The 17,822-nt window shown below is 61.2% G+C and carries 14 protein-coding genes; 10 read left to right on the top strand and 4 right to left on the bottom strand.

Annotation, left to right across the window (positions count from 1 at the left end; translation table 11 throughout):
- Positions 1-5 precede the first annotated feature (5 nt).
- The 5 genes from hemB to GGQ66_RS06330 all read left to right on the top strand — a co-directional run bounded on the left by hemB (position 6) and on the right by GGQ66_RS06330 (position 3,137).
- Entirely contained in the window at positions 6-1,022 is a 1,017-nt protein-coding gene (gene hemB, locus GGQ66_RS06350; RefSeq protein WP_183790609.1) for a porphobilinogen synthase, read from the top strand.
- 67 nt (positions 1,023-1,089) lie between these two features.
- Positions 1,090-1,548, top strand: a complete 459-nt coding sequence (locus GGQ66_RS06345) for an RDD family protein (RefSeq protein WP_183790607.1) — start codon at positions 1,090-1,092, stop codon at positions 1,546-1,548.
- Positions 1,549-1,692: 144 nt separating this feature from the next.
- Positions 1,693-2,454: an arginyltransferase gene (locus tag GGQ66_RS06340; protein WP_183790605.1), complete on the top strand. Its 762-nt coding sequence runs from the start codon at positions 1,693-1,695 to the stop codon at positions 2,452-2,454.
- A 69-nt stretch (positions 2,455-2,523) separates the two neighbouring features.
- Positions 2,524-2,748: an AbrB/MazE/SpoVT family DNA-binding domain-containing protein gene (locus GGQ66_RS06335; RefSeq protein WP_183790603.1), complete on the top strand. Its 225-nt coding sequence runs from the start codon at positions 2,524-2,526 to the stop codon at positions 2,746-2,748.
- Positions 2,745-3,137, top strand: a complete 393-nt coding sequence (locus GGQ66_RS06330) for a type II toxin-antitoxin system death-on-curing family toxin (protein ID WP_183790601.1) — start codon at positions 2,745-2,747, stop codon at positions 3,135-3,137. The genes GGQ66_RS06335 and GGQ66_RS06330 overlap by 4 nt, the downstream gene beginning before the upstream one ends.
- A gap of 62 nt (positions 3,138-3,199) precedes the next feature.
- Here GGQ66_RS06330 and parC read toward each other — a convergent pair whose 3' ends face one another.
- A complete protein-coding gene (gene parC, locus GGQ66_RS06325) occupies positions 3,200-5,461 on the bottom strand; it encodes a DNA topoisomerase IV subunit A (protein ID WP_183790599.1) in 2,262 nt (753 codons plus the stop codon).
- 161 nt (positions 5,462-5,622) lie between these two features.
- Between parC and GGQ66_RS06320 the strand changes: the two genes are divergently transcribed.
- Positions 5,623-6,831 carry an aq_1923 C-terminal domain gene (locus GGQ66_RS06320; RefSeq protein WP_183790597.1) on the top strand — a complete coding sequence of 403 codons (1,209 nt, stop codon included), beginning with the start codon at positions 5,623-5,625 and terminating at the stop codon, positions 6,829-6,831.
- A gap of 53 nt (positions 6,832-6,884) precedes the next feature.
- On the opposite strand, the gene aspS is transcribed toward GGQ66_RS06320, so the two are convergent.
- On the bottom strand, positions 6,885-8,678 hold the full coding sequence (aspS, locus tag GGQ66_RS06315) for an aspartate--tRNA ligase (RefSeq protein ID WP_183790595.1): 1,794 nt from the start codon (positions 8,676-8,678) through the stop codon (positions 6,885-6,887).
- A 218-nt stretch (positions 8,679-8,896) separates the two neighbouring features.
- On the opposite strand from aspS, the gene GGQ66_RS06310 reads away from it, so the two are divergent.
- From GGQ66_RS06310 to GGQ66_RS06295, 4 genes are all read left to right on the top strand, one after another.
- Positions 8,897-10,138, top strand: a complete 1,242-nt coding sequence (locus GGQ66_RS06310) for an MFS transporter (RefSeq protein ID WP_183790963.1) — start codon at positions 8,897-8,899, stop codon at positions 10,136-10,138.
- A 93-nt stretch (positions 10,139-10,231) separates the two neighbouring features.
- Positions 10,232-11,377: a ribonuclease D gene (gene rnd, locus GGQ66_RS06305; RefSeq protein ID WP_183790593.1), complete on the top strand. Its 1,146-nt coding sequence runs from the start codon at positions 10,232-10,234 to the stop codon at positions 11,375-11,377.
- Between the two features lie 7 nt (positions 11,378-11,384).
- Entirely contained in the window at positions 11,385-12,410 is a 1,026-nt protein-coding gene (locus GGQ66_RS06300) for a DUF2891 domain-containing protein (protein WP_183790591.1), read from the top strand.
- A 223-nt stretch (positions 12,411-12,633) separates the two neighbouring features.
- On the top strand, positions 12,634-13,992 hold the full coding sequence (locus tag GGQ66_RS06295) for a GGDEF domain-containing protein (RefSeq protein ID WP_183790589.1): 1,359 nt from the start codon (positions 12,634-12,636) through the stop codon (positions 13,990-13,992).
- 71 nt (positions 13,993-14,063) lie between these two features.
- Here GGQ66_RS06295 and ppx read toward each other — a convergent pair whose 3' ends face one another.
- Entirely contained in the window at positions 14,064-15,584 is a 1,521-nt protein-coding gene (gene ppx / locus GGQ66_RS06290) for an exopolyphosphatase (RefSeq protein ID WP_183790587.1), read from the bottom strand.
- Between the two features lie 11 nt (positions 15,585-15,595).
- Positions 15,596-17,788, bottom strand: coding sequence for an RNA degradosome polyphosphate kinase (locus GGQ66_RS06285; protein WP_183790585.1), 2,193 nt, complete (start codon positions 17,786-17,788; stop codon positions 15,596-15,598).
- Positions 17,789-17,822 lie beyond the last annotated feature (34 nt).

Here is a 17,822-nt window from a genome sequence, read left to right as displayed (position 1 = left end):
AAACCATGCAGGACAAGACACATCTGGTCGACGAGATTACCGGCCACCGCCGCATGCGGCGCAACCGCAAGGCCGACTGGACACGCCGGCTGGTGCAGGAAAATCACCTGACCGTCGATGATCTGATCTGGCCGATCTTTCTCGTCCCCGGCACCAACATCTGCGAACCGATCCCGGCCATGCCCGGCGTAAACCGCATGAGCGTGGATGTTGCCGTCGAGGCTGTGCGCGAGGCGGCCGATCTCGGCATACCCGCCATAGCCACCTTCCCGAACATCGAAATGGAACTGCGCGACGAGACCGGTTCCAATGCGCTTGAAGCCAGCAACCTCATCAATGCTGCCACGCGCGCCATCAAAAAGGCCGTGCCGAACATCGGCGTCATTACCGATGTGGCGCTCGATCCCTTCACCAGTCATGGCCATGACGGCATTCTGCGCGGCGACGAGATCGTCAATGATGAAACCGTCGAGCAGGTGGTTCAGGCCGCGATACTGCAAGCCGAGGCCGGCTCCGACATCATCGCACCATCGGAAATGATGGACGGGCGCATCGGCGCCATCCGCAAGGGACTGGACGCCGCCGGTTTTCAGAATGTCGGCATCATGGCCTATGCCACGAAGTTCGCCTCCGGCTGCTACGGTCCCTATCGCGAGGCGATTTCGACCGGCGGCCTGCTGAAGGGCGACAAGAAGAGCTATTACATCGACCCCGCCAACGGCACCGAAGCCGTGCGCGATGCAGCGCTCGATGTGGAAGAAGGGGCTGATATGCTGATGGTCAAGCCCGGCCTGCCCTATCTCGATATCTGTTGGCGCTTGAAGGAGACCTTCGGGCTTCCAACCTTCGCCTATCAGGTCTCCGGCGAGTATTCGATGATCAAGGCCGCCGCCGCCAATGGCTGGATCGACGGCGACCGGGTGGCGATGGAAACGCTGCTCTGTTTCAAGCGCGCCGGCTGTGACGGGATTTTGACCTATTTCGCAGTGGACGTGGCGCGCAAGCTGGCCGGCAAGGCCTGAACCGGCCTCCATTGTTTTTCCGGCGGAAATCACCATATCTTGATCAGGATTTTCGCCGGAGGGTCAAATGTCGCTTGATACTGTTTCCCGTTATGCCGCCCCTGAAGACTGGCGTGCCTATTCCGGCACGTTGATACGGCGGGTCATCGCGTTCTGCGTGGATTATGTGCTGATCGCCATCCTGATCGTTCCAGCGGCTGTCGTGCTGTTCCTTCTCGGCATCCCGACGCTCGGCCTCGCCTGGTATCTTTTCCCCGGCCTTGGCCTGATCGTTGCCGCGCTCTATTTCGGCTTCTCGATCGGGGGTGCCTCGCAGGCAAGCCCCGGCATGCGCATGATGGGCGTGATGCTGGTGCGGGTGGACGGGCGCAAGATCGATTTCGTCACCGCCATGGTGCATCTCATTCTCTTCTGGGTGCTGAATTCGGTACTGACGCCGCTCATTCTGCTGGCCGGCCTTTTTACCGACCGGTCGCGACTCATCCACGATCTGCTGGTGGGAACCGCCGCCATCCGCACCCTTTGAGCGGACATTCGTTCGCCGGGGAGCCCGCGAGCGGCAATAATGCTTCACAGCGTCAGGCCGCAGATAAGTGTGGCTTGACGTTTTCCATTCTTCAGACATGCTTCCATTATTGAAGGAGCGCATTCAGGGGCAAGCCCGACTAGAATGAACACACAGACCACACGCTCACCGCAGTTTTATCTCACCGCACCGGCAACGTGCCCCTATTTGCCGGGAGAGGTGGAACGCAAGGTCTTTACCCACCTTTCCGGCCCCCGCGCCAGCGAGATGAACGATCTTCTGACGCAGGGCGGGTTCCGCCGCTCCCAGAACATCGCCTATCGCCCCGCCTGTGAAAGTTGCCGCGCCTGCGTGTCGGTCCGCATTCTTGCAGACCAGTTCCGGGCGAACGGCTCCTTCCAGCGCGTGCTGACTGCCAACGCCGACATCATCGCCACCGTCTTGCCTCCGACGCCCTCCGCCGAGCAATTCTCTCTGTTTCGCCGCTATCTCGACAGCCGCCACCAGCAGGGTGGCATGTCCGACATGACGGCGCTCGATTTCGCGGTGATGGTGGAGGACACCCATGTCAACACACACCTCATCGAGTATCGCTTGCGGCAGGAAGGCTCCGGCATCGAGCGTCGCCCGAGCGGTCAGCTTATCGGTGTCGCACTGACCGACTTCATGAGCGACGGGCTCTCCATGGTCTATTCCTTCTATGATCCTGACCTGCCGAAGCGGTCCTTCGGCACCTTCATGATTCTCGAGCACATCCGTCGCTCCGCCGCGCTCGGCCTGCCTTACGTCTATCTCGGCTATTGGGTCAAAGGCTCGCAGAAGATGCATTACAAGACCCGCTTCCAGCCGCAGGAACACCTGAAGCCGGAAGGCTGGGCGCTTTACGATCCGGAAACAGACGGCTGATACCCGACAATTGCAGGGCTACCGCGCCCATGTTATAACCCCGTTACAACATCGTAACGAGGCTCCACCGTGAACGTCACCATCCGCAAGATCGGCAACTCCGAAGGCATCATCATTCCGAAGGAAGTGCTGAACAAGCTCGGCCTGAAAGCGGGCGACAGTCTGGAAATCTCGGAAAGCACTGCCGGCGAATGGTCGATCCGCGCCGCGGACGAAGATTTCTCCCGCCAGCTTCAGCACGCCGAGCGCTTCATGGACAAGTACAAGACCGCGCTGAAGAAGCTTGCAGAATGAGCGCGCCGATTTTTCTGCACCGTGCAGTCATCGAGCGACTGCACGAAATGCAGATCGAACGTTTTGGCGGTGCCTATGGCCTCAGAGATGCCGGCATTCTGGAATCGGCCCTCGCTCGTCCAGTCAACAGAGCCGCTTATGGCTGTGATGATCTGATGGAACTAGCCGCAGCCTATCTCTTCGGACTTGCACGCAACCATGCGTTCATCGATGGCAACAAGCGAATTGCCATCGTCGCTTCGGCTGTCTTTCTGATGGAAAACGGTTACGAAATTGATGCCGACGAAGCCCACCTCTACACTTTCGTTCTCGCCATCGCAGCCGGCGAGATTGATGAAGAAGGCGCCACGCGCTTCTTTCGGGATTTCTGCGTTCCCCTCACCCCTTGAATCAACAATGCCGGAAGAGCTATCCCTTTCCGGCATTTAGTTCACTTGCCTGAGAGATCGATTCAGCCGGAAAACTTGCCCGAGCGCGGGAAGCCCTTCGGCACGGTGCGGCCGGCAGAGGCGCGGTCGCCCAGCCATTCTATCAGTTCATCCTTGGATTTGACGAACTTGCGGCCAGCCGTGTCTTCCCAGGTCAGTCCATCGGCAATGGTGAAGCATTTAAGGTCGGAGATGCCGCCATCCTTGTAGCGTTGCAGCCGAACGCCCTTGCCGCGCGCCATTTCCGGGATCTGCTCCAGCGGGAAGACCACCATCTTGCGGTTCTCGCCAACCACGGCAACATGATCGCCCGAAACCGGAACCACAAGACGCGCCTCGTCCGGCATGGCGACATTCATCACCTGCTTGCCCTTGCGGGTGTTGGCGGCCATGTCACTTTCGGCAACGATGAAGCCATTACCCGCCGTGGAGGAAACGATCAGCTTGCGCGACGCGTCATGCACGAAGGCGGTCAGAACGTCCTGATCGTTCTCCATATCCACCATGATGCGGATCGGTTCGCCGTGGCCGCGACCGCCGGGGAGCTTGTCGGCGCCGAGCGTGTAGGCCTTGCCGCCCGTGGTGAACAGAATGAGCTTGTCCGTGGTTTGCGCCGGGAAAGCAATCTTCAGCGCATCGCCTTCCTTGAAGGTCAGGCCGGAGACATCGGCAATGTGGCCCTTCAGCGCGCGGATCCAGCCCTTTTCGGAGATGACGACCGTCACCGGTTCCTTTTCGATCATCGCCTGCAGGATTGCCTCGTCGTCGGCCTGCGGCGCCTCGGCAAACTGCGTGCGGCGACGGCCGAGTTCGGTGGCCTTGGCATAGGCCTTGCGGACCTCGCCGATCTGCCAGGCAACGGTCTGCCACTGCTTGTCCGGCGAAGCCAGCAGAGCCTCAATGTTGGCCTTTTCCTTCGTCAGGTTGTCGAATTCAGTGCGGATCTCGAATTCTTCGAGCTTGCGCAAGCTGCGCAGCCGCATGTTGAGGATGGCTTCGGCCTGATTGTCGGTCAGCGTGAACCGCGCCATCAACACCGGCTTCGGCTCGTCCTCCTCGCGGATGATGCGGATCACCTCATCGAGGTTGAGATAGGCGATCAGCAGACCACCAAGAATTTCCAGCCGGCGCTCGATGGCGGCCAGCCGGAACTTCGAACGGCGGATCAGTACGTCCTTGCGGTGATCCAGCCATTCCAGCAGCACCTCGTTCAGCGCCATGACCTTGGGCACGCGCCCGCCAGACAGCACATTGAGGTTGAGCGGAAAGCGGCTTTCAAGCTCGGTCAGCTTGAACATGGATTCCATCAGCAGCGTCGCATCGACGGTGCGGCTCTTCGGCACCAGCACGACGCGGACGTCCTCAGCCGATTCATCGCGAATATCTTCGAGAAGCGGCAGGCGCTTGGCGATCAGGAGTTCGGCAATCTTCTCGATCAACCGCGACTTCTGCACCTGATAGGGAATTTCGGTGACGACGATCTGGTAGCCACCACGCCCCAGATCCTCGATCTCCCACTTGGCGCGGAGGCGGAACCCGCCGCGGCCGGTCTTGTAGGCTTCGACGATCTGGTCGCGGCCATCGATGATGATGCCGCCCGTGGGGAAATCGGGCCCCGGAATGAACTCGATCAGCTTTTCGACCGGCGCATCGGGATGCTTGATGAGATGAAGCGCTGCGTCGCACAGTTCATGGGCATTGTGCGGCGGAATGGAAGTCGCCATGCCCACGGCAATGCCCGAGGAACCGTTCGCGAGCAGGTTCGGAAATGCACCGGGCAGAACGATCGGCTCGGAATTCGACTCGTCGTAAGTATCGCGGAAATCGACCGCGTCCTCGGCGATCCCGTCGAGCAAAAGCTCGGCCACCGGCGTCATCTTCGATTCGGTGTAACGCATGGCTGCGGCGCTGTCGCCGTCGATATTGCCGAAATTGCCCTGCCCGTTGACGAGCGGATAGCGCACGGCAAAATCCTGCGCCAGGCGCACCAGCGCGTCATAAATCGACTGGTCGCCGTGCGGATGGTAGTTACCCATCACTTCGCCGACGATCTTCGCACATTTGCGGAAGGACGAATTGGACTTGAGGCCCATTTCGCTCATCGCATAGACGATGCGGCGGTGAACCGGTTTCAGGCCGTCGCGCACATCCGGCAGCGCCCGGTGCATGATGGTGGAAAGCGCGTAGGCAAGGTAACGCTCTTCCAGCGCCGCCTTGAGATCGACCGCCTGGATATGTCCGCCATTGTCAGATCCGCCGCCGGGCGGCACAAGATTTTTGCCCATAAGTCCCTGACTAGCGCCAAAAGGCGATTCCGGCAAGAAAGCCGGGAAAATGGGCTGTGGACGACGAAGCCGCGCAAAGCTTAAGATTCGCCGCAATCAAATCTTATCGCTTTACCGCTACAGATTTGCGCCTGTCCAATTCGAACCTCTGAGGTTTTTGCATGGCTTCGAACGCCACCTTCCGCCCTGTTCGCGCGCTCCTGACCGCCGGTCTCGTGTCCACCGCGCTCCTGCCGTTGCCGGCGCTGGCCCTTGACGGGCAGGCGCTGCTGGCGAAGATCAACGCCGTGCAGGCCGAAAATGGCGGCCTGAAGATTTCCGCCGCAGAAACCAATGTCAGCGGCAACAATGTCGTGCTGAAAAACGTCACCTTCACCGCTCCGGACAAGGCGGGCGGTCCGGATCATTCCTTCACCCTCAGCGATGTCAGCCTGACCGATGTCAAGGAAGAGGCCGATGGCGGTTATGTGATCGGCGAGGTCACGACACCCTCCGTCAAGACGACGAACGAAGGCACGGAACTGGCAATCGGGGCCATCTCGATCAGCGGTCTCGTTGTGCCGGCCGATCCGAAGGCGCCGGGGCTCAAGTCCCTGTCCTACTACGACAAGGCCAATATCGGCCCGATCACGGTCACGACCAACGGCAAGCAGTATCTTTCCATCGGGTCCGTCGAATCCTCCATGACACCGGCCGAAGACGGCCCGGGCGTGGCCTTCGAAACCTATGCCACCGCCGTAGCCATCACGCCGGAACCGTCGGATGCCGCCTGGCTGACCGATTTCGGCATGAGTTCGCTGCGTGGTGAACTCGCCGTCAGCGGCTCGTGGCTCGCCCAGGATGGTGAAATTACGCTCGACGAGGTAACGTTGACCGCCGACAAGCTCGGCACGCTCAGCCTCTATCTCGGCCTGACGGGCATGACGGAACAGCTTTACGGCTCGATCAAGCAGACGACGGAATCGCTGAAAAACGCCGGCGGCGACGATGCCGCACAGGCGCAGGCTGGCCAGCTCGCCCTGTTCGGGATTGCCCAGCAGATCAATGTCAGCGACCTCAGCCTGTCGTTCGAAGACGACGGCTTCACCAAGCGCGCGCTGGATTATGCCGGCAAGTCGCAGGGCATTTCCGGCAAGCAGGCCGGCGACGCCGCCAAGGCCATGGTGCCGCTGCTTCTGGCGCAATATGGCATCAAGGACCCGGAAAACAACATTACCAACGCGATCCAGACCTTCATCGGCAATCCGCAGAACCTGAGCATCGAATATGCGCCTGAAAAGCCGGTGCCGGTGCTGCAGATCGTCTCGTCGCCGCTGGAAATCCTCAACGGCACCGACACGACCGTCACCGCCAACGAAGATCCGGAATAAAACAGAAACGGCGGCCGAAAGGCCGCCGTTTCGCATTCCGGGAGGTGTGAACCTCAGTTCGTCTTCTTCGGGTCCAGCACAACACGCAACGCGAGTTCGCGAAGCTGGGTCGGCGATGCCGGTGCCGGCGCGTTCATCAACAGATCCTGCGCCTGCTGGTTCATCGGGAACAGCGAGATTTCGCGCAGGTTCTTGGCGCCGACGAGCAGCATGACCACGCGGTCGATGCCGAAAGCGCAGCCGCCGTGCGGAGGCGCGCCATACTGGAAGGCGCGGTAGAGGCCGCCGAAGCGCTCTTCCACGTCCTGCTGGCTCAGACCGACCTTCTCGAAGGCAGCGACCATGGTTTCCGGCGACTGGTTACGGATCGAGCCCGAGGCGATTTCAAAGCCGTTGCAGACCGCGTCATACTGGTAGGCCTTCAGCGACAGCGGGTCCTGCGTCTGGAGCGCTTCCAGACCGCCCTGCGGCATCGAGAAGGGGTTGTGGGCGAAGTCGATCTTCTTTTCGTCCTCGTTCCATTCGTAGAACGGGAAATCGACAATCCAGCAGCATTCAAAGCGGTCGCGGTCGATGAGGTTCAGTTCGTCGGCGGCGCGGTTGCGGGCCTCACCTGCAAACTTGTAGAACTTGGAAGGTTCACCCGCCACGAAGAAGCAGGCGTCACCTGCTTCCAGACCAAGCTGGGCCGCGATCGCTGCGGTGCGCTCTTCGCCGATGTTCTTGGCAAGCGGGCCGGAGCCGGCAACCTTGCCCTCTTCTTCCTTCCAGAAGATGTAGCCGAGGCCCGGCTGACCCTGCGACTGGGCCCAGGCGTTCATGCGGTCGCAGAAGGCGCGGCTGCCGCCGGTCTTGGTCGGAATGGCCCAGATCTCGACCTTCGGGTTCGAGGCAATCATGCCGGCGAACACCTTGAAGCCCGAACCGGCAAAATGGTCGGTGACAGCTTCCATGACGATGGGATTGCGCAGGTCCGGCTTGTCGGAACCATACTTGCGGATGGCTTCGTCATAGGGAATGCGCGGCCACTGCTTCGTCACCGGCTTGCCTTCGGCAAACTCTTCGAAGACGGCGGTCATCATCGGTTCCATCGTTTCCCAGATGTCTTCCTGGGTCACGAAGCTCATTTCCACATCGAGCTGGTAGAACTCGCCCGGCAGGCGGTCGGCGCGCGGGTCTTCATCGCGGAAGCACGGCGCGATCTGGAAGTAGCGGTCGAAACCGGCCACCATCAGAAGCTGCTTGTACTGCTGCGGCGCCTGCGGCAGGGCGAAGAACTTGCCGGGATGAATACGGCTCGGCACAAGGAAGTCACGCGCGCCTTCCGGCGAGGAAGCCGTCAGGATCGGCGTGGTGTATTCGGCAAAGCCAGCCTCGCCCATGCCCTTGCGCATGGCCGAAATGATCTGCGTACGCTTGACGATGTTGCGGTGAAGCGTTTCACGGCGCAGGTCGAGGAAGCGGTACTTGAGGCGCACGTCTTCCGGATAATCCGGCTCGCCGAACACCGGCAGCGGCAGTTCCTTGGCGGCGGAGAGCACCTCGATTTCCTGCGCGTAAAGTTCGATTTCGCCGGTCGCCATGTTGGCGTTGATGGTTTCCGGCGCACGCGCCTTCACCAGACCGTCGATGCGCACGACCCATTCGCCGCGAACCGTCTCGGCCACCTTGAAGGCCGGGCTATCCGGGTCGGCGACGACCTGGGTGATGCCGTAATGGTCGCGAAGGTCGATGAACAGGACGCCGCCATGGTCGCGAACGCGATGGACCCAGCCCGAAAGACGGACGGTGGCGCCCACTTCGGACTTGCTCAGGGCGGCACAGGTGTGGCTGCGGTAACGATGCATCTCAATCAATCCCGGACTTTTAAAAGGGCGCGCGGGCCAGGCTGAAACAGCCGGCGGCGCAGCGGTAAAACCGCGCGGAAAAGCGCACGGACACGCCGCTTTGTCAAGCCGCATGGTGTCCCACGACCGTTTTGGGCTGTCTTTGCGGGCAGGCCTTGGCTATCAAATCGGTGCAGACCATTTCGCAGCCTGATTCCACCCGCATCGAAAGCCCCGGCATGAGTTCCATCCGACCGCTCATCCCGCTTCTCGCCACCGCCGGCATTCTGATCGGCGGCAACGGGTTGCAGGGCACCTATATCGCGCTGCGCGGCGGGGCCGAAGGCTTCAGCCCCTCGGTGATCGGTGCCATTGGCGCCGGCTATTCCATCGGCTTTGCGATCGGCTGCATCTACGTTGCCCGCATCCTGCGCGCCATCGGCCACATCCGCACCTTCGCCGCCATGGCTGCAATCACGGCTGCCGCTTCGCTTGCCATGTCGCTCGTCATCGAGCCGCCCTTCTGGTTCGCTATGCGCTTCGTCATCGGCATCTGTGTAGCGAGCCTTTTTGCAGCCATCGAAAGCTGGATCAACTCGATGGTCACGAATTCCAACCGGGCACGGACACTCTCGGTCTATCGTCTGGTCGACCTTTTCTCCGTTACCGCCGTGCAATATCTGGTGCCGGCGGTGGGCGTCGAGGGACCAACGATCTTCAGCCTGATCTGCATCGCCATCACGCTTTCCATCGTGCCGATTGCGCTTGCCGACCGCTCCGCTCCTTCGGTACCGGAAGCGATCCATTTCGAATTGAAGACAGTATGGAACATCTCGCCGCTGGCCGTCGTCGGCGTCATCTGCGTCGGCCTGTCCATGGCCTCTTTCCGCAATCTCGGGCCGATTTATGCAACCGAGATCGGCATGTCCGTGACGGGCATCGCCAACTTCATGAGCGCGGGCATCGTCGGCGGTGTCGTGCTGCAATATCCGCTCGGCCTTTATTCGGACCGTCTCGACCGGCGGCTGGTCATCCTTGCCACCACCATGGGCGCGGCGGCGACAAGCCTCTTCCTCGCCTTCTTCGCTGGTACGGATACCTGGCTGAACATTGTCGGGGTCTTCCTGTTCGGCGCCTTTGCGCTGCCCCTTTATTCGCTCTGTTCGGCCCATGGCAATGATTTCGCCCGAGAGGGCCAGCACGCGCTCGTCTCCGCCGGCCTGTTGTTCTACTGGTCGATGGGAGCGACGGCAGGGCCGCTGCTTGCCTCGATGCTGCTCGATATTTTCGGCCCCCGCTCTTTCTTCATCTACACCGCGATCATCCAGATCGGTTTCACGGCCTATACGGTACGGCGCATGATGGCGCGGCCCGGTGTGCCGGCCGGCGAACGCCGGCAACGTTTCCGGGCGCTGCTGCGCACATCCGCGTGGTTCAGCCGTCTGGCAGCCCCGGCGGAAGATGACAAGGAATCGCGATGACAGTCCGTTTTCGCGGCTGGACGTGTTGACAACACGTCCTCAAAGGGGAAGGAAGAATAATCCTTTTCCTTCAAGTAAAGCCAGTTCAGCGAAATGATTGAAACGACTGCCCAGCTCGAAGAAGCATGCCGCGCGCTTGCCAAATCCGCATTCGTCACCGTCGACACCGAATTCCTGCGCGAAACCACCTTCTGGCCGGAACTCTGCCTGATCCAGATTGCCAGCCCCGACCTGGAAGTGCTGATCGACCCGCTTGCTTCCGGCCTCAGCCTCAAGCCTTTCTTCGACCTGATGGCCGATACCAATGTGGTGAAGGTGTTCCACGCCGCGCGGCAGGATATCGAGATCATTTTCCATCTCGGCGGCCTTATTCCGCATCCGATCTTCGACACGCAGGTCGCGGCCATGGTCTGTGGCTTCGGCGATTCGGTGTCCTATGACCAGCTCGTCGGCAAGATCACCGGCGTCCAGCTCGACAAGTCGTCGCGCTTCACCGACTGGAGCCGCCGTCCGCTTTCCGAAAAGCAGCTCGACTATGCGCTGGCGGATGTCACCCATCTGCGCGACGTCTACCGGTCGCTCAAGATCAAGCTGGAGCGCGATGGCCGGGCGCTGTGGCTGACCGAGGAAATGGCAATCCTGGAAAGCCGCGAGACCTACGACCTTCACCCCGACGATGCCTGGCTGCGCCTCAAGTCGCGCCTGCGCAAGCCGCCGGAACTGGCCGTGCTGCGCTCCATCGCCGCCTGGCGCGAGCGTGAGGCCCGCAGCCGGAACGTACCGCGTTCGCGGGTGCTGAAGGACGATGCGCTGTTCGAGATCGCCCAGCAGCAGCCGCGCGATGCCGAGGCGTTGTCGCGCCTGCGCACCATTCCGAAGGGCTGGGAGCGCTCGTCTGCGGGCGCCGCCATCGTTGGCGCCGTCAATGCGGCGCTTACCCTGCCCAAGACGGAAATGCCGCAGCCGGCCAAGCAGAACCATGCCCCGGAAGGCGCGCAGGCCGCCACCGAACTGCTCAAGGTGCTGCTGCGACTGACCGCCGAAAAGGAAGGCGTAGCCGCCAAGGTCATCGCCTCCAGCGACGATCTCGACAAGATTGCCGCGCAGGGTGCGGATGCCGAAGTGGCCGCCCTGCACGGCTGGCGCCGCGATCTCTTCGGCGACAAGGCGTTGAAGCTGATCTCCGGCGAAATTGGCCTGCGCTTCGTCGGTCGCAAGGTCGAAGCCGTCGAGTTCTGAGACGGCCATGCGCGATCTGCCCGGCCTGACGCAGGACATAGCCACCCGCTTCAGCCGGATCGCGCTTGGCCATGTCCGGCGCGAATATCCCAACAAGCCTGGCCATGTGCTGGCCGGTCCGGAGGATGCCCGTACGCCGGCGCAACTGCATCCCGTTTTCTACGGCAGTTACGACTGGCATTCCTGCGTTCATGCCTACTGGATGCTGGCCCGGCTTTTACGGCGCTTTCCGGCAATGGAAACGGCCGCCGATATTCGCGCCCTGTTCGATACGCAACTGGTTTCGGAAAAGGTGGCGGGTGAATGCGCCTATCTCAACGCTCCCACTGCGCGCGGCTATGAACGGCCTTATGGCTGGGGCTGGTTGCTGAAGTTGGCCGCCGAATTGCGGCTTCTGCCCGAAACACGCTGGACCGCTGCTCTGCAACCACTGACGGACACCTTCGTCCAGCGCTTTCGCGATTTCCTGCCGCTCGCCACCTATCCCGTGCGCGTCGGGACCCATTTCAACACAGCCTTTGCATTACGCCTCGCCGCCGACTACGCGGAAACCGCTGACGACACGGCCCTGCTGGAACTGTTTCGTGAAACGGCGCTGCGCTGGTACGGCGCCGATGCGGATTGCCCCGCCTGGGGTGAGCCGTCGGGCGACGACTTCCTGTCCCCGGCGCTGATCGAGGCCGAGTGCATGCGCCGCCTTCTGCCGCAGGCCGATTTTCAGCCGTGGTTTGACCGCTTCCTGCCGCGCCTCGCCGACGCTCTTCCCGCCCCGGTCTTTGCTCCGGCTGTGGTTTCGGATCGCAGCGATGGCAAGATCGCCCATCTGGACGGGCTGAACCTCAGCCGCGCCTGGTGCTGGCGGTCACTGGCCCGAACACTGGCCGGAGACGACCCGCGCCGACAGATCATGTTCGCAGCCGGCGCGCGCCACCTTGACGCCGCCCTGCCCGCAACCATGAGCGGCGGCGATTACATGGGGGAACACTGGCTAGCGAGTTTCGCTACCATTGCACTCGAAACAGAGGCGGATTGAGCGCAAACCCTTTACAATGCCGACACCTGGCGTTTACGGTAAACTTTAGAATTTAAGCGGGAACTTAACGAGGCGCTTTCATTCAGCATAGCTTCATATTCGCCGGCGGATAGTGGCGCGCTGCATGAATAAGGTTATCCGGGCACCATGATGGTCCTGGATTGTATCCGCGTCCGTCCCCATGCAGGTCGATTGGCATATGGAACAGCAGTGGAAGCACCTTTTGAGAAATGTTTCACCGGATGCAGCAGCCTTGCTGGCGGTTCTGGTGGAACAGAGAGCAGCGGATTTCTCGGATCGATTTTACCGTACCCTGCTTGAGGATGACAAGGCCGTCGCCTTCGTGACCCATGAGGCGGTCGATGCCCGGCTCCACAGTTCCTTCAAACGCTGGATTACCCACCTTTTCACTCGCCTCGACGTTGCCGATGTACCGAACCTGCTGACCGAGCAGCGACACATAGGCATCGTGCACGCGCGCCTTGCCATTCCCATCGAGCTTGTGCTGCGCGCCAGCCGCCACATGAAGGAAGTGGTGCTGGAGGCCATTCTGCTGCAGCCAAGCCGCTACCGTGCACGTTTCGAGTCCGCGATCCTGGCCATGGGCCTGATCGACGTGGCCATGGAGATCATGTCGGCGCAATATGCCTCGTCGCATGATTCCGCTACCCGTACCGACGAAGCCTACCGCAACTACGCGGCAACGATGAACATGTCGCTGGAACGCGAATATCAGCGCACCGCCCTGTCCGACTGGTCGAGCCGCCTGTTACAGGATGTGATGATCGGCGGCATCGACGTACCGCTCTCGCCCATCAGCCAATCGCCCTTTGGCTTGTGGCTCAGGCACAAGGGTCCGGCGATCTTCACCGGCCCCTCGGAACTCGACGCAATCCGGAACTGTCTCGAAACGATCGACAGCCGGTATCTGCCAGCCATCGAGGACTCGCTGTCCCGTGAGGATACCGTCGGTATCCGTCGCGCGACACGGCTGGTGATGACCGAGATCGAACAGGCAAGGCACCTGCTTGATGCCCTCTTCGATCACATGGTGCGCATGGAGTCCGGTAGCGATGCTCTCACGCATCTTCTGAACCGCCGCTTTCTGCCGAGTGTTCTCGGGCGCGAGATCAACCTTGCGCGGTCGAAGGGCATCACCTTCTCGGTCCTGCTGCTCGATATCGATCACTTCAAGGCCATCAACGACCGCTTTGGCCACGACACCGGCGACCGCACGCTGCAACAGGTGGCGCAGACACTTGGTCGCATGACCGGCAGCGGCGACTTCCTGTTCCGTTATGGCGGTGAGGAATTCCTGATCGTGTGCGCCGAATTCGACGCCCACAGGGCGGGCCTGCTGGCCGAGCGTATCCGCAAGGAGATCGAAAGACAGCCGATCGACCTTATGGATCAGCCGCCAATTTCCGTAACCGTCAGCATCGGTGTCGCCACCTATGACGGCCATCCGGACTATCAGCGCCTCATCCACTACGCCGATCAGGCGCTCTACCACGCCAAGTCCACCGGGCGGAACCGGACGGTCGATTTCAGCGCGCTGCCGGACAAAAGCGTTCCGGCCTGAAAGACGAAAGCAGATCATCGTTCAGGGCGATGGTCCGCTGTCTCGCATTTTGCGCGTTTGCCGGAAGCGGTTTACTCGTAGCGGAAGGCAAGCCGCTTGCCCGTCAAGCGACCCAACTGTTGCAAACGGCCATCGAGCCGTTCGCCGGCGAATGCGCGGCAGGTACCGGGTACGACGAATTCCAGATCCACATCCGACGTCGAGGAACGGCGGAAGGTCAGCGCGTCGATCACGCCCGGCATCGAGGCCGAGAACAGATAGACCACGCGCAACAGGCCGCCCAGAAGCTTGGCGCGTTCGATGAAACGCGGTGAAGCGATGGCCGCCAGCGGCCCCGTGGCACCATCGTCGGCCAACCCCTCGTAACGATAGTAATTGGCCAGCGCGATGAAGGCGCGGCCGGGATGGGTAATGCCGATGAAGGAGGAATGCGCGATGATGTTGAGGGCCTGAAGGCCACGATAATCCGGATGCGCGCGCCAGCTTATATCGGCCAGCAGGCAAGCGGCCTGACGGTAGCGCTCTTCCTCCGCCGTCTCGCGAATATCGAAGAAGGGCATCATGCGGCCTGACCAATCGGCCAGTTCGCGGGCGTGCTCAGGTGACCGGGCACGCAGGATGGCCAGTTCATCGGCCGCGGCAATCAGCGGATCGCTCTCCTGTTCGGCTTCCGAAAGCAATGTGTAGAGATAGCCCTCGCGCACGCCCTGCGCCGAGAAGGCGATGCGTGCGGGGCGCATCGCATCCAGAACTTCCGCCATGGCGATGGCGCCGAAAGGCAAAAGCTGGCGGCGGCTCTTGGAGATCGACGCCCAGGACGGGTCCTTGCTGTTGCGATTGCCGATAATGTCCTCAAGGAACAGGCGGACCGTGTCGAAATCCAGTTCGTAACCCTGCATCATGTGCAGCGGGTACTTGGTCATTTCCATGTGCAGCTTGGCGATGTTGCGCCAGGTGCCGCCCACGGCATAGAAGGTGCGCCCCTGCCCGTCCTCCAGGAACCGGTGGGCGCGAATATGCTTACGGGCGAAATTGCGCGCCTTGGGCAGCGACCCCTCGCTCTGCTCGGAAAGCCGTATGCCGCCGAGCGGCAACGTGATGCCGGTAGAAAAACTCTTGCCGCGAATATCGATCAGTTCGAGCGAACCACCGCCCAAATCGCCAGCGATGCCATCCGGCGCATGGAAACCGGAGAGAATACCGAAGGCGGAATAGCGTGCCTCTTCCTCACCGGACAGCAGGCGGATTTTCGCGCCGAGAATGGTTTCGGCCTGATGGATGAAGGCGGGGCCGTTCAGCGCTTCGCGTGCAGCAGCGGTCGCCAGCACATAAAGCGAACCGGCCTTGGCCTGCGTGGAAAGCGCGCGGAAACGCACAAGGGCCGAAAGTGCTCGGGATACGGCTTCCGCATCCATGCTGCCGGTCGTTGCAAGCCCCTTGCCCAGCCCGCACATGACCTTTTCGTTGAAGAGCACGGCCGGCGCGCGCGTCAAACCCTCGTAAATCACGAGACGAACCGAGTTCGATCCGATGTCGATAACGGAAACAGGGGCAATGCCAGGCAGCCGCCCCTGCGCTTCACTCAAGACCATGCAAATCCAGTTCAGTTCTTGCGGCCGGACAAGACGCCGGCGATGAGCTTCGGCGCACTGGATTTCAAAGCCTCACCACGCCCCGACAGGCTCGGATTGGTCATGAAATAATGCTGCGCATTGAACGGTTCCTCGCCCTTGCGCACCTCCATGCGCCTGGACGTTCCGTCGGCAAGTATCTCGTAGCTCTGCTGGTTGTCAATCAGGTTGCCCAGCATGATCTGCGAGAGGACCTGCTCATGCACAGTCGGATTGAGCAGCGGCACCAGCGTTTCGACGCGGCGGTCGAGGTTGCGCGGCATCATGTCGGCCGAGCCGATATAGACGAGCGCCTTGTCGGACGGCAGGCCGTAACCATTGCCGAAACAGAAGATGCGGCTGTGTTCAAGGAAGCGCCCGACGATGGATTTCACGCGGATGCGTTCCGAAAGACCAGGCACCTGCGGCCGCAGGCAGCAGATACCGCGCACGACGAGATCGATTTCCACGCCGGAAATCGAAGCGCGGTAAAGCGCATCGATGATGTCGGGATCGACCAGCGAGTTCATCTTCATCCAGATTGCCGCGGGACGGCCGGCCTTGGCATGGGCAATCTCCTCCTCGATATGGCGGAGAATGCGCGGACGCAGCGTATAGGGCGAAATGGCCAGCTTCATGCTTTCCGCTGGCTCGGAATAGCCGGTGATGAAGTTGAAGACATTGGCCATGTCGTGGCCAATCTTGGGATTGCAGGTGAAGAAGGACAGGTCGGTGTAAATCTTCGCCGTGATCGGGTGATAGTTGCCGGTGCCAAGGTGGCAATAGGTGCGCAGCTTGCCGTCTTCCCGGCGCACGACCATCGACATCTTGGCATGCGTCTTGAGTTCGATGAAGCCGAACACCACCTGCACGCCGGCGCGTTCCAGATCGCGCGCCCAGCGGATATTGGCCTCCTCGTCGAAGCGCGCCTTCAACTCCACCAGCGCCGTCACCGACTTGCCGGCATCGGCGGCATCGATCAGCGCGCGCACGATGGGGCTGTCGTTTGAAGTGCGGTAAAGCGTCTGCTTTATCGCCAGAACGTCAGGATCGCGCGCAGCCTGGAGAAGAAACTGGACGACGATGTCGAAGCTTTCATAGGGGTGGTGAACCACCATGTCCTTTTCGCGGATGGCGGCGAAGCAATCTCCGGCGTGTTCTCGGACGCGTTCGGGAAATCGGGCATTGTAAGCCTCGAATTTCAGATCGTCGCGCGGCGCCTTGGTGATTTCGGACAGCGTGTTGAGCGCCAGCAGGCCCGGCAGAACCGCAACGCGGTTTTCCGGCACGCCAAGCTCGTGCACGACGAACTGGCGCAGCGCCGGCGGCATTTCCGAATCGGCCTCGATGCGGATCACCGAGCCACGGCGGCGGCGCTTCAGGGCCGTTTCGAACACCCGCACCAGATCTTCGGCTTCTTCCTCCACTTCGATATCGCTGTCGCGGATGATGCGGAACGTACCGAAGCCGGTGACTTCATAACCGGGATAGAGGCGATGGATGAAGAGACCCACCACATCCTCCAGCGTCATGTAGCGGATCGTGCCCTCGTGATCGGGCAGGCGCACGAAGCGGGCGAGCGTCGTCGGCAGTCGCAGAAGACCGGTCATCGGCTCCTGCGACTTGCGGCTCTTGAGCTGCAGGCCGAGCGAGAAGCCGAGATTGGGAATGAAAGGGAACGGATGGGCCGGGTCGATGGAGAGCGGCGTCAGAACCGGGAAGATCGATTCCTCGAATTCGTTTTCGAGCCAGGTGCGATCTTCCGGCGACAATGCCGCCGGGCGCACGATGAGGATGCCCTCGCGAGACAGATATTGCTGGAGAACGGCGAAGGACGCCTGCTGCTCCATCTGCAGATTGTCGATTTCCTTGAGAATGTCGTCGAGCTGTTCTGCCGGCGTTTTGCCATCGGGGCTCTTCAACGTCACGCCCTGACGCACCTGACCTTCGAGGCCGGCGACGCGGACCATGAAGAATTCATCGAGATTGGTGGCGGAAATGGAGAGGAAGCGCACGCGCTCCAAAAGTGGATGCGCCGTATTCAGGGTTTCCTCAAGCACACGACGATTGAACTGAAGCCATGAAAACTCCCGGTTGATAAAGCGTTCCGGGCTGTTCAGCAGATCCTCGACGACCTTGGCCGCCTCCGTTTCAACCGTATCGACGCCCTGCTGTACCGAATCCATCACTTGTCCTCCGAACCTGACCATCCCGGACTAT

Source organism: Allorhizobium borbori, assembly GCF_014196535.1.
In the GTDB taxonomy this organism is placed as follows: Bacteria; Pseudomonadota; Alphaproteobacteria; order Rhizobiales; family Rhizobiaceae; genus Ectorhizobium; species Ectorhizobium borbori.
The sequence above is the reverse complement of the archived record's forward strand: the minus strand, read 5'-3'. Positions and strand labels throughout refer to the sequence as shown.

What these genes read in the sequence shown, in the direction of transcription:
- ppx (WP_183790587.1), bottom strand. Translation starts at nt 15,584, where the DNA reads ATGGTCTTGAGTGAAGCGCAGGGGCGGCTGCCTGGCATTGCCCCTGTT.
- rnd (WP_183790593.1), top strand. Translation starts at nt 10,232, where the DNA reads ATGATTGAAACGACTGCCCAGCTCGAAGAAGCATGCCGCGCGCTTGCC.
- GGQ66_RS06310 (WP_183790963.1), top strand. Translation starts at nt 8,897, where the DNA reads ATGAGTTCCATCCGACCGCTCATCCCGCTTCTCGCCACCGCCGGCATT.
- GGQ66_RS06285 (WP_183790585.1), bottom strand. Translation starts at nt 17,788, where the DNA reads ATGGATTCGGTACAGCAGGGCGTCGATACGGTTGAAACGGAGGCGGCC.
- aspS (WP_183790595.1), bottom strand. Translation starts at nt 8,678, where the DNA reads ATGCATCGTTACCGCAGCCACACCTGTGCCGCCCTGAGCAAGTCCGAA.
- GGQ66_RS06330 (WP_183790601.1), top strand. Translation starts at nt 2,745, where the DNA reads ATGAGCGCGCCGATTTTTCTGCACCGTGCAGTCATCGAGCGACTGCAC.
- GGQ66_RS06320 (WP_183790597.1), top strand. Translation starts at nt 5,623, where the DNA reads ATGGCTTCGAACGCCACCTTCCGCCCTGTTCGCGCGCTCCTGACCGCC.
- GGQ66_RS06340 (WP_183790605.1), top strand. Translation starts at nt 1,693, where the DNA reads ATGAACACACAGACCACACGCTCACCGCAGTTTTATCTCACCGCACCG.
- parC (WP_183790599.1), bottom strand. Translation starts at nt 5,461, where the DNA reads ATGGGCAAAAATCTTGTGCCGCCCGGCGGCGGATCTGACAATGGCGGA.
- hemB (WP_183790609.1), top strand. Translation starts at nt 6, where the DNA reads ATGCAGGACAAGACACATCTGGTCGACGAGATTACCGGCCACCGCCGC.
- GGQ66_RS06300 (WP_183790591.1), top strand. Translation starts at nt 11,385, where the DNA reads ATGCGCGATCTGCCCGGCCTGACGCAGGACATAGCCACCCGCTTCAGC.
- GGQ66_RS06345 (WP_183790607.1), top strand. Translation starts at nt 1,090, where the DNA reads ATGTCGCTTGATACTGTTTCCCGTTATGCCGCCCCTGAAGACTGGCGT.